Source organism: Spiroplasma endosymbiont of Ammophila pubescens, assembly GCF_964020965.1.
GTDB lineage: Bacteria > Bacillota_I > Bacilli_A > Mycoplasmatales > Mycoplasmataceae > Spiroplasma.
The window spans coordinates 605,938-622,289 of the sequence record NZ_OZ026611.1 but is presented as its reverse complement, the minus strand read 5'-3'; the positions used below and the strand labels follow the sequence as shown (position 1 = coordinate 622,289).

The following is a 16,352-nucleotide window of genomic DNA, read 5'->3' as shown; positions in this document are numbered from 1 at the left end:
AAATATTATAAAATAATGTAATAATTTGGTCGCATGTAAAAGATTGGGGTTTTTGTTTTTAAATATTATTTAGTTCAATAAAATAAAGACATTTTTTTCTTGTTTTTATAAAAAACCCCAATTTTCTTTATACGACCAATAATTTCTTTTAATTTATTTTGATAAGTTGAACAATAATGATTGATAAATTGTTGTCAAGAATGTAGAATTGGTTCATCTAAAAAGGACAATAATTCATCATAAGAAATAAATGTTTTTTGATCATAGAATGGTAAATTAGTATAATTAGCTGGACTTAAAAAAGCATTTGTTAAATTTTGTTCAAGTTTTGTTGCAATATTATTATTAATTCACATTCCTCGGTAACTTCGATTTTGTACTCAAGTTTTATTTGGAACATATTGTCGATTTAAATCAATTTGATTAGCAATTGATTTATCAAGAGTATAATAAAGAATCACTGATCCTCGATAAAACGAAAAATCACTTGAAACAATTGTTGCTGATGAAGAACTAATGTTATCTTTAATTTTTATTTTATTAATATTTAAATTAGGAAATTGTTGTTTTAATTTTTCTTTAATCTGTATTTTTTTCGGAATATGTAAGCCATTAGTTTTAAGGGTTTTTAAATTGAGGTCAGTAACAATTGTCCCTAACTAAAGTGGTCTTAGATTTAAATAACCAAGATATCAGACATACAGAATAAAACTGACAAAAACCGTTACCATTAAAACTAATGTTGAATTAATCATTCACCATTTTTTGCTATTTTCTTTCATATGTTTTTCCTTTTCTAAAACTTTTAATAATTTATAATGTTCAATCTTGGATAGTCATTTTATTATTTAGAAATAATTTTGTTAAAACAACATTATTTTGTGTCACAAAATAAAAACTGTTTAAAAAACAGTTTTCTTAAATAGATTAATTAAAACCCATTCCGCTTAGACCACCCATCCCGGGAATATTTGGCATACGCCCTGATTTAATTTGACGAGCAATTTCATCAACTTGTTTTTTTGTTTTTTCAAATTGATTAATTAGCTCATTATATTCTTTTTCAGTTCGTCCTGAGCCTTTTAAAATCCGATTTTTTCGTGATAAATGTTTTAATAATCGTGGTTCACGACGTTCTTTAACTGTCATTGATGATAATAATACTTCAATTACTTTTAATTTTCGTTCAGCATCAGCAATTTTTTCATCACTTAATTTTGGCATTCCAGGTAATAATTTCATAATTCCGCCCATTTTACCCATTTTTGAAATTTGGCGCATTTGGTTTAATAAATCTTGCAAATCAAACTGTCCCATCATCATTCGATTCATTGTTTTTTTGATATCACGTTCATCTAATACATCTTTTGCTTTTTCAACTAAGGTTTGAACATCTCCCATTCCTAAAATTCGATCAGCCATTCGGTCAGGATAAAAGATTTGTAAATTACTCATTCCTTCTCCAGTTCCAATAAAAGTAATTGGTAATTTTGTTAAATGTGTAATTGACAGAGCAGCCCCACCACGAGCATCACCATCTAGTTTTGTAACAACTACTCCTGTTAATTTTAATAACTGATTAAATTCAGTCGCAACATTAATAATGTCTTGCCCTGTCATCCCATCAACAACAAGAAGAATTTCATCCGGAGTAATATTATTTTTAATTTCTTTTAATTCTTGCATTAACTCAGCATTAATATGTAAACGTCCAGCTGTATCAATTAAAATAAAATCATTTTTATTATCTTTTGCATAAGTAATTGCTTGTTGCGCAGTCGTTACTGGATTTTGTGTTCCGCGCTCAAAAACTTCAATATTTAAATTTTTCCCAATTGTTTTTAATTGTTCAATCGCTGCTGGTCGATAAATATCACAAGCAACTAATAATGGTTTTTTGTGATATTTCTTTTCAACTAACTTAGCAATTTTTCCCGTTGTGGTTGTTTTACCACTTCCTTGTAAACCAACCATCATTACAATTGTTGGTTTTGAAGTAAATGATAATTCTTTAACTGTTTTTCCAAATATATTAACTAATTCTTCATGCACAATTTTAACCATCATTTGTGATGCATTTAATCCATCAAGAATATATTCACCCCGTGCTTTTGCTTCAACAGCTTTAATAAAATATTTAACTACTTCATTATTAACATCAGCCTCCAATAATGCTAATCGAATTTCACGCATTGTTTCAGTAATATCATCAGTCGTTAAAGTTGATTTTTTCATATTTTTTTCAATTGATTTTTTCAATCGATTCGCTAAAAAATCTCCAATCATATTTTTTCTCCTTTAATTTTTATAAAAAATACACTTTTATTAATTAATTATACTAAAATTAACATAAAAAAGAATAAAAATTTTATTCTTTAAATAACAGTTTCCGTAACTCGTAATTCACGAATAACTGTAATAACAATATCACCAGGAATTGCCTTTGCTTGTTTAATTTTTTCCTTAATATCAAGCGCAATTTTATGAGTACGAGCATCATCATTAATAATTGGATTAACAATAACTCGAATTTGTCGTCCTGCTTGTAAAACATAAGCTGATTGGACACCATGGACTTTTTGGCAAATTTTTTCTAACTCATTCATTCGAGCAATATAATTTTCAACAGTATTATTACGACTGCCTGGACGAGCAGCTGACAACGTATCAGCTGCTGATACTAAAACAGAATAAGGACTAGTTACTGGTACTTCGCCATGATGCGAAGCGATTGCATTAATAATAATTGGATGTTCATTACATTTTGTTGCAATTTGAACACCTAAAGTAACATGACTTCCCTCATTTTCAAAATCAACTGCTTTTCCAATATCATGTAATAACCCAGCACGCATTGCAATTGCAGGGTCTAACCCCAGTTCACTTGCCATTATTGCTGCTAATTTTGCTACTTCGACAGAATGTAATAAGACATTTTGACCATAACTAGTTCGATATTTTAAAATTCCTAAGTGACGAATTAATTCAATATCTAAATTATCAATTGCTAATTCAGCCGCAATTTCTTTTCCTGCTTCAAGAATTGTCATTTCGATTTCTTCTTGTTCTAATTTGATTGTTTCTTCAATTCGCGTTGGTTGAATTCGGCCATCAAGTAATAATTTTTCTAAAGTTTTTTTTGCAATTTCCCGACGAATTGGGTTAAAAGATGAAATTTGTACAACATTAGGTGTATCATCAATAATTAAATCAACGCCTGCCGCTATTTCAAATGTACGAATATTACGTCCATCTTTCCCAATAATTCGTCCTTTCATATTATCATCTTCTAAATAAATTGAAGTTGTTGTTTTTTCTGCCACAACTTTTGCTGCATAACGTTCAATTGCAGTAGTAATAATGTTAATGGCTGTTTGTTTGGCATTAATTTTTGCAGTATTTTCAGCATTTCGTAAAAATTCACCAATTTTCTTTTGATACCGATCACTTATTTCTTTAAAAAGAACATCTTTTGCTTCTTCAAGTGAATATCCGGCAACTTTTTCAAGTTGATGAAGATTTCGTTCTACCATTTCTTGATAATAGTTAATCTTTCCTTGCAATTCTTCTTTCTTGCGAAACACTTCTTGCTCTTTGCTATTTAATACTTCTTCTCTCTCAACAATTAAACGTTCTCTATCTACTAAAAATTTTTCGGTTGCTAAAAATTCTTCACGTTTGCGAGTTAGTTCATCTTTCATTTCTTGTCTAATTTGTGCTGCTTCAACGCGTCCATCTGCTTTAGCAGCATTAATAATTTTTTTTGCTTTATCTTCTGCTTTTTTGATTAATTTAAATCTTAAATATTTTTCAAATAAATATCCAAGAAAGTAAGAACCTATTGCAACAGCAATAAGGATAATTACTCATATGTGTGTTTGCATAATTATTTCTCCTTTACTTAAAAGATTAAGTAAGAAGTATTAATTTTAAATATATAAGTGGAATATTAGCAATGAAATCATTGCCACATATTATTATACTCTTTTTTAGAAAAATTTTCGCAGAAGATTTTAATTTTATACGAATATTTTTTCATTTCAACCCTATATTTTAATATTTTTTTATTATTTTTATTAACTTTTAATATAATTTTAATCAATTTCAACGTCATATTTCTTTTTAATTTCATTAGAAAAAAAATCATTTAATATTTTGAGAGTGTTGCATATAAATGGGTATTACTTAATTTATTTAAAAACAAGAAACTTTTTTCTTTTATAAAAACATAGTAACACAAAAAAATAAAAATACAAAAAATAATTTCATATTTTAACATACTAAAAAATAGGGGACTGTTGCAAAGATACGAGTTGTTAGTTAAAAACAAGATATAATCTTGTTTTTTCTTTTATGTATAGAAAATTTAATTTAAGGAGTTGAAATTATGCAAACAAAGCAATATTTTATTTTGCGGTCGTTAGTGAAAAAGTATGGAAAAGATAATGTTATTAATACTGTCAATAAGATTGCAAAAGATATTAAAATTAAAAAGTAAAAGAATAAATTATTCCGCGTAATTTATTAGCGGATAATTTATTCAATAATGTTTTTTAAGTGGAGCAAAGCGACAACGAGCGGAGCGAGTTTGCAAATTTCAATTTTTTAATTTATTGAAAGGAGTTATATCATGCCAGTATGATTAACATGAATATTTAGTATTTTGATTTTGTTAGGTATTTTTGCGTGAATTGGTTTATCAATTTATCAAAAAGTTAGACAAATTCAAGGTAAGAAAAAAGAAAAAAAAAAGAAATTGAAAACAAGGAGGATAGAAAATAATGAATTTTTTAGCAGATGCAGTTACTTTTGGGACTGGAATGGATTCTATTTGAACTGGGTTAGGTAATGCAATGGGTAAAGTAAAAGATGCTGTATATGGTATTTTACCGCAGTTAATGATCTTTTTAGGTGATGCGTGAATTATTTTAATTCCATTTGGATTATTTATTATTATTAAGATATTAAACTTTTTCCGTGTCATGGTTAAAGGCTTTTAATATTTATTATAACTGATCCATAGCTATTCATATATTTTGGCACACTAGCTTTTATGTGAGTTGATTAATTATAAACGTATAATTTTATATTTTAATAGCTATTAGTTAAAACTAAGTAGTTATTTTCAGTGTGCCTTAATTTTTAATTTTATATATTTAACAATGTTTATTACAATACATATACATTATTTAAACATTTTATAGTAAAGGAGGATTAGAATGAAATTTATTAGTCCGTTGTCTTGGCCAGGTGGAAAAGCTAAACACTTTGATAAAATTAAAGCATTATTACCGGCTAAATTTGATAAATTTATAGATTTATTTTGTGGCGGTGCTTCCGTAGCATTAAATATTTTAGATCAACAATTATGCAGTAAAGTAGTTTTTAATGATTTGAATACTAGTTTAATTGAATTTTGACAATATGGTATTCATTTAATTGAATTGGATTATTTGAAAAAATTAGCATATCCTAATTCAAAAACTATTAACGAATTAAAACAAAAAATGTTTGATGATTATTGTTTAAATTTTGGTGAAGAATTTTTAATTAAGAACGCATTAACATTTAATGGTTTACAATGAGGAACTTGAACAGATAAAAGATTACAACAAAATTTTAATTTTAATAAATTATTGAGAATTTAAAATGTTAGAAGACTATTAGTTGATCCTAAAAATAATATTGAGTTCTATAATTTGGACTATAAAAATATTATTAATAAATATTATATGGATAAAAATATTGTTTGATATTTAGATCCACCATATTTTTATAATGAAGGAAGAGTTTATAAACATTCAAAAATGAACTTTTATGAACTAAAAGATAATATTTTAAATATTAAAGATAAATGAATTTTAAGTATTGATAATTCTGAATTTATTAAAGACTTGTTTAAAGAATTTAATATTAATGAATTTCAATGAGTGTATAGTTCTACTAATTGACATAATAAAAAGCCAAAACTTGGCCAAGAATTAATTATTACAAATTTTAGGTAGTGTGATTAATTATTAAACTTAAATGTCAAATTTGTCATTCTATTTTGAATAAAAAATTTGTTGGTAATTTGTTTTGAGTAATGTATCATAAACCAAATTATAAAAGTGGTTTTAATACGGCATTGTATAAATATAATATGGAAAGTAAGGTGTTTTTATGAGTTTTTATAAGAAGAATATTAACATACAAAATTATTTTATTCGAACAGAATTTATAGTTTTTCAAACTGACAAAGCTTCGTTTATAAATTTACCTAACCACAATAAACATATTGGTTTTTGATTGAGTAATAAATTTATTTATCCTAGTGAAAAACATTCAAATCAAGTAGCAATCGGTTTGATTTATGATAATTCTTATCCTATTGTGAAATATGATGAAAATTTAAAACGACATGTTTGAAAATATTTAACTGGAACACAAATAATTAATTTGTATAATCAATATAAACAAAATTATTTTATACAAATGAAAAAAAGCATTATTCCCTGCTGAACCTCAAAAAGTAAAAACAAATAACAATAATAATTTAACAAGTTGAACTGTTGAAAAAGACCAAGAATTAATTAATGATTTGAAAGATTTAAATTAAATGAGTTTATATGATTATTGAATTCAATTTATTAGTTATATTATTGGTTCAAATGCTCCCGAATTTATATATGTTATATCGTTTGTATTATTTATCGTTTTATTTTTTGGAATGTTTTTTAAACTTATTCAAAAAATGTGGAGTTTTTAAAAATGCAAAATGATTGAGAAAAATTAAAAGAGTTTTTTATTCATGTCTTTTTTTTTATAGATAAAACAAATGTTGAAAATATTACAACTTTAAATTTAACACAAAATGAATATTTAACTTTGATGGTTGGTGTTTGAATTGTAATTTTGTTTTTAACTTGGTTTTTATTGTGAATGATTTTTAAAATAGTTGGGTATTTTAAAAATGAAAAATTTTGTATTTTTTTTAAAAAATTATTGTTATATTAGCGGTTCAATGGTTTTGTTTAGTTTAATTGATTTGTTACTTTGAATAATTTCATTAAATTATAATGGTTTAGTATTTTGACTATTATTTGTTTTACAATGTGTATATTTTTTTGGTGATTATGAAAAAATATTTTTTATCAGTTAAATGCATTTAGGTTAGTTGATTTTGTTTGAGATAACCCTTTGTCAGTTATCATTGGTAAGTTAGGAACAGGTAAAACATTACTTTTAACTTATTTGTCTCAGTCTATGAAATTATTAACAGATGAAATTTATAGTAATTATCCATTAGAAGATGACAAGGTTAAAGTTTTAACATTTAAAAATTTGGATTTTACTGATCGAACAAAACCAGTTCCTCCAGATGATAGTGTTATTTTATTTGATGAAAGTTATTTATATATTGATGGAACTAGTCCGCACGATGATAAAAAAGTTCATAGTGGTAAGATACCGTGAATTGTTTTAGCAAGACATTTTGGACATCGTGCTTTGTTTACTGCTCAGCGTGAGGGTATGATTTGAAACAATATTAGGCAATTAGCAAGTGGTATTATTATTCCAATTTCACTTAAAAAACCAATTGTTAAAAAGGATTTAATATTTTTAATCGTTTTTTTATTATGCGAATTGGTATTTTTCAAGATATTACTGATTATGAAATTTGAAAAACAAAATCAGTTGAACGATTGTCAGAAGGTAAACGAGCAAAACATAAGTCGGATGTTGGATTAGGAATTCGGTTTTTTAAGATAATTATTCCGCTTGAATTTGCTAATAAATACGATAGTTATTGATTAAGTTTTGTTCGTGATTTGAAAAACGATGAGGTTGTTAATAAAAAAGAATACTTTTGAAAAGATATATCAAAATTAAATAATAAACAACGCTTAGAATTGTTTGATATTGATATTTTGAAAAAGAATTTAAAACCTAAAAAAGAAAAAGGAAGTGGTAAAGATGATTAATTTATTATCAGAAAGTAGTAATTGAGACAAAATTTTTAGTTTTATTTTTGATGTATTTTTGTTTATTTTTGATGTGATTTGAAATACTAAATTGCCAATGACAAAAACAACGATTTCTTATTTTGTGATCTTTTTTATGGTTATTAAATTATCAATTTATGCTATTCATGGTACATCAACACAATATAATGAATTAGGTTCAACTGTTCAAAATAGTACATCAAAATTATATTCTTCAACAGCTCGTGGAGTTTTAGATACCAAACAAGGTATACAAAAACATGTTGAAGAACGTAAACAATTTAAAGTTAGTCGCAATAAACAACAGTTATCAAGTTTAGCAAGACAAGCAAAAACAAGAGAACAAGGATTTAAAAGAATTCATAGTAATAAAAGAATAAAAAAAATAAGTAAGGAGTTGATTTTATATGATTAAGTTAGTTTTATTAGTTGCGGCAATCGCTATATTTGGTACTGGTTTTATTACAGTTATTATTAATCAGTTGACATCAGCAAAAAATATTATTATGGATTTATATAATTCTGATACTTGGTTGTTATCTATTTTTGATAAAATGGCGATTTTATTTAGTCATCCGTTAATGTTAACAATATCAAGTTTATATATTATTGGGTTTATTGTTTCAAAAACATTCTATAGTTAGGAGTTAAATTTATGAAAAGTAATGTAGAAAATAAAAAAGAAAAGAAACAAAATGGTTTATTTATTTCTTGGGTTGATTTAATTTTATATCTTATTATAAGTTTTTCGTTAACGCTTGTATGTATTTTAGATACAGTTTCAACGATTGAAGAATTAAAAGAGAAATATGCTGGTATAAATTTTTATATAATTTATGGTTTATGATTTGATATATTGTGATATATCTTAATAATTCATTATTTTTATGGTTATTTATTTAATGAAATTATCAAATTAATAAAAGAAAATCATAAAAATAAGTTGGTAAAAAATAATGCGTAAGTTTTTAGTATTATTTTCGTTTATACCAATTTTATTGATTTCTTTTTTCTCGTTAGGGGCAATGACATTACAACAAAACCATCAATCACAACAAACAAAAGAAAAAGCAAGAACAAAGCGGAATGTAGAAACTGGTATTAATGAAACTGATTTTATTAAATTTAGATGTTATTATTCAAGAAAATATTAGAGTTCAGCAAGGGGGTAATCCCAATTATGAAAGTTCTATTGTTGGTACACAACGAATAATCTTTGATTTTGAAATTGTTGATGAAAGTTTATGAAAAAATAGTTTTAAATCAATTTATCGGATGATTTTAACGATTGATAAAAATAATAACATTATTGCTGGGAGTTTAGAGTTAACACATCTTAAGCAATATTGAAATGGATATGATTATAATAATTATCGGTATACTGATGATTTAGGTTTTTTATTTTCTTTTATGAAAGATAAGGAAAATACATTTAATTTTAGTGCTGAAACATATAATTATTATCAGGGTAATTTCCTAATACTGGTAAAGAGATTTTTGAACAAATGAAGGGTCAAATTGATATTAATAAATTTTTAAAAGCATTTTTTGCTCATGCTTTAGTTCCAGTATTTCAAAATCGTAGTAATTTTATTGAAAGTGGATATATTGATAATTTACAATATGATATGGTTTTAATTAACTTTTTTGGTTTAAAATTAGTTAATTTTACAGATGTATTAATTGAGAAAAGCAATATTAATAAAACTCAATTTGAAAAATTATTAAATAGTATGTTTACGGTTTCTCAAAATTTTTATAAAGATTATTTACGAACAATTTTTGATTTAGAAAATAATACTTATGTGCAAGGATATAATAAAAAATATGATTTATTAGCGAATAATGGTTTTAAAATTTATCCACGTTACTTTTATTTTTCTGATAAATACAAACAATTAGATATTAAATTGTATTCAGCGTTTAAAAATCGGTTTTATAATAAAAATTATGGTAATGTGTTTAACTATGATTTTTCAGTTTCAAATGATTATAATATTAATCAAAATGAAGGTTATGTTTTTGAAAGCATTTTAAAAAACAAGTATGGTTTAAAATATAAGAAAATGGAAGAACAAAAAATCGGATATAATGTCTTTGAATTACAAGCCCAAAAAGAAAATGATATGTATCTATATTATGACTTTAATTTTGGTATTTATAACTGACAAGAAATAAATAATGGTGGATTATTTCCCGATAGTCAATGATGACAAGCACAATATGAAAGTTGTAGTTGATATAATTTAGCGTGTCATATCAGAAATGCGGCAATTTGAATTGTGAATAATATTCTTGGTATAAAACAAGTAAACGAACTAGCGAGTGGTGTTGGTAAAATTTTTCAAACAATATATAGTTTTTTCAGTCAAACATTCGAAGTATGAAAATTTAGTCCTGCATTATATAGTACAATAACTAATTTATTTTTATTAATTATTTTTATGAAATTTGTGCGATTAATATAAAAAGGAACTATTTTTAAGTTCTTTTTTAACCTTTTCAATCAGTAATTTCACCAGTGTTTATGTTAATTTTAGGTAATTGAAAGCCCATAGGTTCATTATCTAAATTTCACTTATAAATATTAATATTTTCATAATTATTAAATGAACTACCTATAATCTTATTAATATCATTTCCGTATTTTTCTGAACTATTTACTTTAATAATATTAAATTCTCCAAATCATTTATAAGAAATAATGTATCATCCAGTATCTCGTGGAATATATTTATCAGTAATTAATTTTCAATTACTTTTAACTGGCGGTTGTTCTGGTTCTGTTGTAGGTTCAGGTTTATTATCCTCACCGTTTTCACTATTATTTGGTTTTTCACAACTAATTAATGATGTTGTACTTGTTGCTGTTAATCCGATTGTTCCTAAAATAGTAAGTAAATTTTTCATATTTGTTCCTTTTTTTATCAAATTCTATTGACATTATATATATATATATATATAAGCATTTTTAAATATATTTTAGAAACGATACATACTTATTATGGTTATGATTGTTTAAAAAAGTTTGAAGTTTTATAAAAATTATTTTAAATGGTATAACTATACTATATTTTTTAAAAAATGAGGTGAATTAATGAAATATATTATTAATAACTCTAATTTAAGCGATTTACAAGCAAAATTGCAAGATTTTTTAAGTAAAAACTATCAAAATAAATATTATAAAAGAATAAAAAAGAAAATATTTGCATAAATTTATGTAAGGAGTTTTTTCTTGAAACTAAGTTGTTATTAAAAGACTTAATTAAAAAATATTTTAAAAATAAATTTTCAACTTTTTATTATTGAGCGAATAAAATTTTAGTTGCATATGCAAATAATAATTTTGAAGATTTATTATTAAAATCAACAGTTCCTAATAATATTAATTATCAATATAGTAATGATTTTCGCGAGAATATTTGTGATTTATATTTTGAATATTGTGATAAACACGCTGGGGGTGTTTTATCGTTGTTTTATAATTTTAAAAAAGGAATTCATGGTGAAGAATTAAAAAATAAAGCACCAAAAAATTTAAAAACATTTTTTCGTTGACTTAAAAAAGATAAGCGTTGATTAAAAATAAAAAATAAAATTAAAGAAATTAAAAGAAAACACCTAAGATATGAAGTTAAAGAATTAGGATTATTACAAATGGATGCTAAATATTTTATGCCAAGTAAATTTCCAGTTGATAAAAAGTATTATGTTTATGATTTTATTGATGAAAGAATGAGAGGAGTATTCGGTTATATTTATGATAAATTATGCACCGAAAATGCTATTGATTCTGTTAAAAGAGTAATCAGTGATTTTAAAAAAATATTTGGTATTAAAATAACACGAATTAGAACTGATAACGATTCTGAATTTATTAATAGTCATCGGAATAATCAAAAAAGTACTGTTAAAGAAACTACTTTTACTAAATTTTTAACAGATAAAAATATTTTACATCAAACAACACCTGTTCGTTCTTCGCAGTCAAACGGTAAAATTGAAAGATTTCATCAAAATTATACTAAGTTATTTGTATTTGATGAAAAAATATTGAATGCAGCTGGTTTACAAAATAAATTAAATGATTATTATTACTTTTATAATTTTAAAAGAGTGCATAAATCTTTGAATTTTCAGACACCATTTGAATTTTTAACTAATTTAACTAAATAATTTTAAATTTATAAAGTTTTATTTAAACTATTTTTTAGTGTGTTAATTTTAGAATTTTTATTTATATATGTATCATTTTTAATGATGTTTTTATATTTTAATTATATTTTTTATTATTTTTTCTTGTTTTGTTGCAATCTCTAAAATGTGTGTGGTATACTATATTTCTTTCTATTATTATTGTACACTCTTAAAAGTTAATTATTCTCATTTTAATTTAAAAGCAATTTTTTTATTAAAGTAATAAAATTGATTTTCTTTAAATTGGAATTTTGATATTTCAATTTTTTTTGCTTTTGGATTAATTTTTAATTCATCAAAAGCAATTAAATCATTCAAATCAAGATCAAAAATTGTTGTTTTTTGTTCATTAATATGAGGATAAAATTGATACCACCTCGTTTTAATTTCATTTGCCTTTTCAGGAGTATGAATAATAGCATTTAATAATAATCCCAATTGTTTTTTCGTTAAGGTAAAATAATTATTATCATCAGGTTTTGATAAGATTAATGTTGTTTGTTGTAAAATTTTACTTAAATTAAATTTAAAAGTTTGATTAACAACTAATTCATCAATAAATTTATTATTTGTTCCTGGTAAAGCAACTATTTTAAAACTATAATTAATAACTTCGTGCTTGCTTGCTTTTTGTTCATTTGTTTTAACATATTTTAATTCAAAATATTTTTCAAAAGATTCACCTTTATATCCTAAGAATTCCATAACTTTTGTCTTAATGACTACTGGTAATTTATTAACATAATTATCTTCGCCAATAATGATATTATTATTTAAATATTTTTCAAATTTTCATGTTTGCAAACTATGAAAATCAACATATTCTTTTTCATACATAAATCCATTTTTGCGGAATTTTTTCGGCGCTCCTCATTGCGCATAAATTGCTAATCCTAAACCAATTAGGGCAATTAAAATTAAGACCGTATAATCTAGCGTACGATGATTTTTAATAAATAAACTTGTGTCATCATCACGTTGTGTTTCTAAAATAAAACGAATCAAATTTCATAAAAAGAAATAAAAACCAGTTTGCACCCCGCTACGTGTGATTACATAACGCCCCGTATTATTTAATTTTGTTAATGCAGCACTATCATTATGTCATCATTTTTTAATTCTATTGGTAAAACCAGTTTGTTCTTTTGAACTATCTATTTGCCCACTTTTTTTAGCCATTTCATCTAATTGCTTTTGGTTTGGTACATAGTTAAAATATGCTTTATCCCAAACTTCTTTTCAAGTCATTTTATCAGGTTTAAGATATTTTCGATTAAAAAAATGAATAAAATTATATTTTAAATCAAAGGGATATTCTTTAGAGTCTTTTTTCCATGGTTTTTTACTAAATAATTGTCCAGCAACAGGAATAAAAAAAGTAATAAATAATCATGCTAAGAAATTAAAGAATGATTCATATAAAAAGATCGGTTGGCGAAAGAAAATTTCACCAAGGTTATTTGTTTCTGGTGATAAACCATCTCACTGTCATAAGTTATCCCGAATAAAAGCTGGTAATCAACGTAATGAATCATATGAAGTAACACTTCCTAATAATTCATGATTAAAAAAATTACCTCAACGACCTAATACTTGTCCTAATAAAATGTTTGAAATAATACAATCCGTATAAACTCAAAGTGAAACTTTTGCTTTTCAACCAACAATGCCAAAAACAATTAAGCCAGTAATTGTTCCGAACAAAACACCACCATGAATACTCATTCCAGCTTTTCAAAACGCAAATAAAGACCAAAATGGAACATCACCTGGTTCTAAAATTCAAGGATGATTAACATCATTATTAAATTTTCCAAAAAAACTTGCTCCAAATAATGAAAATGGAATAATAGCAAAAATTGATCAAATTAATGGTTCAATCGGAACCTTTTTTAATTTTATTCGAATAAAACAGGCTAAAACCGAACAAATCATTCCTATTGTAATAAAAACAGCATACATATGAATTCATCCGCCATATGTTGCCAAAATATTATATGGTATATTACTTGGCGTAATTCATTCTGGATTTGGTGGTACGCTTGTTAATAATAAACTGTTCATTTATTTTTTCACTCCTTAAGTGTTTTTATTTTCTAAATTATAAAACAATGCATAATTATTATATACCAAGTTCAAATAAAAAAGTATATTTATTTTTAGGACTTAATTGTAATCTTACTTTTTTTAAATTATAATTTACCTAAAACAATATTACTTTTTTTAGAAATCGATGTGAAATAACAAATGACTAGCACTGCGTTATCAGAAACAGCAGTTAATAAAATTAAAGCACTTCACCAAGAACATATACAAAATCATTATCGAAAAATTACTAGTTTTTGACGTAAATCAATCATTGTTGATGTTATTTTCAGTTCATTAATCTTAATTTTTACTACTGCTTTATTTATTGGTATTATTCTTACTTTTATTGCTAATAATAATGACCCTGAACTTACATTTTATTTAATATACTTACCTTTACCGCTGTTAGTAATAACAATTATTGTTTATATGTTGATTAAAGCCGATGCTATTAGTATTAGTCTTTTTCTTAATCGATTACATTATAATGAATATTACCGAATTGCAATTGCTGATTTTTGAAAAGATGAAGTTATTTTAGATGAAATAAGTAATAATTTTAAGATTATCCCAGAACCCAATTTCACTAGTTTTAGTAAAAATCCCAAAAAAAATAATTTATTACAACAAAGTTTAATTCGCGTTAGTAGCTTAGAAGAAAAAATTGATAATAAAGTTATCAATGGCACAATAAAAAATAATACCTTTTCATTAGGTATTATTACTGTTCGTAAAACAATGGTTTTTTTAAAAACATTAATTTTTTGTCTTTTTATTGGTTTAATTGTTTTAGCTTCGCTTTCTAATAGTAAATCAAAAGTCCAAAAAACATCAAATAGTATTGCAAATGGAATTAATATCACCTATTTATTATTATGAATTGAAATGAAGCGTTCTGAAAATTACTTTTTCTTTGCAGCTACTTTACCAAAAAACCTTGAAATTGAAGCCAATATTGTGCCACACCAAAGTAAATTTAAAAAATTTATTTTAAATAATAAAGAAATTGAATTAGAAGGAACAGAATTTCCTAATCTTTTTGATATTAATACAACAGACCCTATAAAATTACGTAAAATTTTAACCCCAAAAGCAATGGCTAATTTAATCGATAATAGTAACAAATATCAAGAAATTTTATCAATGTCATTTGTTAACGATAAATTTACTCTTTTATTAGATAAATACTTCTATAGCACAAAAGCCCACCATCAAAACCAAATTTGAAAACCAATAATTGCAAGAAATAGAAATATCCAAAATTGTATTGATGACTTAATTGCTAAAATTGAACTAGATTTATTTAATTTAAAAAAGGGTTTGATTATTTAAATGGTTTTGACATTAAATAATCAAACACAAGAACTTGATAAGGATTAATTTTTTTATCAAAAGTTGAGTAATTGTTATACATCGTTTTTTCAGGCAATAAATTATCTGGCATTGGAATTGTTTGCGCAGATAAATTAATTAATACTAAAAATTTGTTTTGTTTATAATAACGATAAAAGCTTAATATTACTGGATTAATTTCAACAAATTCAATCTCTCCATAACTAAAGGCAAGATTATTTTTGCGAAATTGAATTAACATTTGATAAGCTTTAAAAATTGATTGTGAACTATGATAATCTTTTTCTCAATTAATTTTTAAATAATTCATATTAACATCAATTCATGGTTTATGTGTACTAAACCCAGCAAATTGCTGATTATTTCATTGCATTGGAGTACGAACATTATCGCGTGAACGTGCACTTAATACTTTTAAAATAACATTTGGTTGTTCTCTTTCATTTTGAAGAATGTGATAATAATTAATTGATTCAACATCTTTTAACTGTTCAATCTTGGTATAATTATTATTTTCCATGCCAAATTCTTCTCCTTGATAAAGATATAGCGTTCCTCGTAGTAACAAGACAACAGCTGCTAAAGCTGTGGCTGATTCAAAACGATAATTTTCCGGATCACCAAAACGTGATAATGCCGTGGTTGATCATGATTATTTAAAAAATTAGCTAACCAACAACCCGCTGCTTGCACCAGGCTCTGTCATTCCTTAATTTTTGCTACTAG

General features: G+C 24.7%; 17 protein-coding genes and 3 pseudogenes. 14 read left to right on the top strand and 6 right to left on the bottom strand.

Annotation, left to right across the window (positions count from 1 at the left end; all coding sequences use genetic code 4):
• Positions 1–65: 65 nt before the first annotated feature.
• The 3 genes from ABNT63_RS03950 to rny all read right to left on the bottom strand — a co-directional run bounded on the left by ABNT63_RS03950 (position 66) and on the right by rny (position 3,884).
• Entirely contained in the window at positions 66–461 is a 396-nt protein-coding gene (locus tag ABNT63_RS03950; RefSeq protein WP_348736626.1) for a hypothetical protein, read from the bottom strand.
• A gap of 466 nt (positions 462–927) precedes the next feature.
• Positions 928–2,286 (bottom strand): signal recognition particle protein, encoded by a 1,359-nt coding sequence (ffh, locus tag ABNT63_RS03945; protein ID WP_348736625.1) that lies wholly within the window; start codon positions 2,284–2,286, stop codon positions 928–930.
• Positions 2,287–2,375: 89 nt separating this feature from the next.
• Positions 2,376–3,884: a ribonuclease Y gene (gene rny, locus ABNT63_RS03940; RefSeq protein ID WP_348736623.1), complete on the bottom strand. Its 1,509-nt coding sequence runs from the start codon at positions 3,882–3,884 to the stop codon at positions 2,376–2,378.
• A gap of 746 nt (positions 3,885–4,630) precedes the next feature.
• On the opposite strand from rny, the gene ABNT63_RS03935 reads away from it, so the two are divergent.
• The 12 genes and pseudogenes from ABNT63_RS03935 to ABNT63_RS03880 all read left to right on the top strand — a co-directional run.
• On the top strand, positions 4,631–4,849 hold the full coding sequence (locus ABNT63_RS03935; protein ID WP_348736621.1) for a hypothetical protein: 219 nt from the start codon (positions 4,631–4,633) through the stop codon (positions 4,847–4,849).
• Positions 4,782–5,000: a hypothetical protein gene (locus ABNT63_RS03930; protein WP_348736619.1), complete on the top strand. Its 219-nt coding sequence runs from the start codon at positions 4,782–4,784 to the stop codon at positions 4,998–5,000. Before ABNT63_RS03935 ends, ABNT63_RS03930 begins: the two co-directional genes overlap by 68 nt.
• Positions 5,001–5,219: 219 nt before the next feature.
• Positions 5,220–5,648, top strand: coding sequence for a DNA adenine methylase (locus tag ABNT63_RS03925; RefSeq protein WP_348736617.1), 429 nt, complete (start codon positions 5,220–5,222; stop codon positions 5,646–5,648).
• A 51-nt stretch (positions 5,649–5,699) separates the two neighbouring features.
• Entirely contained in the window at positions 5,700–6,005 is a 306-nt protein-coding gene (locus tag ABNT63_RS03920; protein WP_348736615.1) for a DNA adenine methylase, read from the top strand.
• 157 nt (positions 6,006–6,162) lie between these two features.
• A pseudogene (locus ABNT63_RS03915) lies at positions 6,163–6,598 on the top strand (DUF3627 domain-containing protein).
• A gap of 152 nt (positions 6,599–6,750) precedes the next feature.
• The gene (locus ABNT63_RS03910; protein WP_348736613.1) at positions 6,751–6,996 is read left to right on the top strand and encodes a DUF2649 family protein; all 246 of its coding nucleotides are present in this window, start codon (positions 6,751–6,753) and stop codon (positions 6,994–6,996) included.
• Positions 6,953–7,964: pseudogene (locus ABNT63_RS03905) on the top strand (hypothetical protein). Before ABNT63_RS03910 ends, ABNT63_RS03905 begins: the two are co-directional and overlap by 44 nt.
• Positions 7,957–8,400 (top strand): hypothetical protein, encoded by a 444-nt coding sequence (locus tag ABNT63_RS03900; RefSeq protein WP_348736611.1) that lies wholly within the window; start codon positions 7,957–7,959, stop codon positions 8,398–8,400. Before ABNT63_RS03905 ends, ABNT63_RS03900 begins: the two are co-directional and overlap by 8 nt.
• Entirely contained in the window at positions 8,393–8,629 is a 237-nt protein-coding gene (locus ABNT63_RS03895; protein ID WP_348736100.1) for a hypothetical protein, read from the top strand. Before ABNT63_RS03900 ends, ABNT63_RS03895 begins: the two co-directional genes overlap by 8 nt.
• 11 nt (positions 8,630–8,640) lie before the next feature.
• Complete coding sequence (locus ABNT63_RS03890; RefSeq protein WP_348735630.1) at positions 8,641–8,949, top strand: hypothetical protein; 309 nt, start codon at positions 8,641–8,643, stop codon at positions 8,947–8,949.
• Entirely contained in the window at positions 8,942–9,139 is a 198-nt protein-coding gene (locus tag ABNT63_RS03885) for a hypothetical protein (RefSeq protein WP_348736609.1), read from the top strand. Before ABNT63_RS03890 ends, ABNT63_RS03885 begins: the two co-directional genes overlap by 8 nt.
• Positions 9,120–10,453 (top strand): annotated as a pseudogene (locus tag ABNT63_RS03880) (spiroplasma phage ORF1-like family protein); the annotation flags it as partial. The gene ABNT63_RS03885 and the pseudogene ABNT63_RS03880, both read left to right, overlap by 20 nt.
• A 25-nt stretch (positions 10,454–10,478) precedes the next feature.
• Here the strand turns inward: ABNT63_RS03880 and ABNT63_RS03875 are convergent.
• Complete coding sequence (locus ABNT63_RS03875) at positions 10,479–10,895, bottom strand: lipoprotein (RefSeq protein WP_348736607.1); 417 nt, start codon at positions 10,893–10,895, stop codon at positions 10,479–10,481.
• A 339-nt stretch (positions 10,896–11,234) separates the two neighbouring features.
• Here ABNT63_RS03875 and ABNT63_RS03870 point away from each other — a divergent pair, with 339 nt between their 5' ends.
• Positions 11,235–12,164 carry a DDE-type integrase/transposase/recombinase gene (locus ABNT63_RS03870; protein WP_348736605.1) on the top strand — a complete coding sequence of 310 codons (930 nt, stop codon included), beginning with the start codon at positions 11,235–11,237 and terminating at the stop codon, positions 12,162–12,164.
• A gap of 201 nt (positions 12,165–12,365) precedes the next feature.
• Here the strand turns inward: ABNT63_RS03870 and ABNT63_RS03865 are convergent, their stop codons facing one another.
• A complete protein-coding gene (locus ABNT63_RS03865; protein ID WP_348736603.1) occupies positions 12,366–14,249 on the bottom strand; it encodes a prolipoprotein diacylglyceryl transferase family protein in 1,884 nt (627 codons plus the stop codon).
• Between the two features lie 183 nt (positions 14,250–14,432).
• Here ABNT63_RS03865 and ABNT63_RS03860 point away from each other — a divergent pair, with 183 nt between their 5' ends.
• Positions 14,433–15,605 carry a DUF3137 domain-containing protein gene (locus tag ABNT63_RS03860; protein WP_348736601.1) on the top strand — a complete coding sequence of 391 codons (1,173 nt, stop codon included), beginning with the start codon at positions 14,433–14,435 and terminating at the stop codon, positions 15,603–15,605.
• Here ABNT63_RS03860 and ABNT63_RS03855 read toward each other — a convergent pair.
• Positions 15,598–16,146 (bottom strand): hypothetical protein, encoded by a 549-nt coding sequence (locus ABNT63_RS03855; RefSeq protein ID WP_348736599.1) that lies wholly within the window; start codon positions 16,144–16,146, stop codon positions 15,598–15,600. The genes ABNT63_RS03860 and ABNT63_RS03855 overlap by 8 nt on opposite strands.
• Positions 16,147–16,352 lie beyond the last annotated feature (206 nt).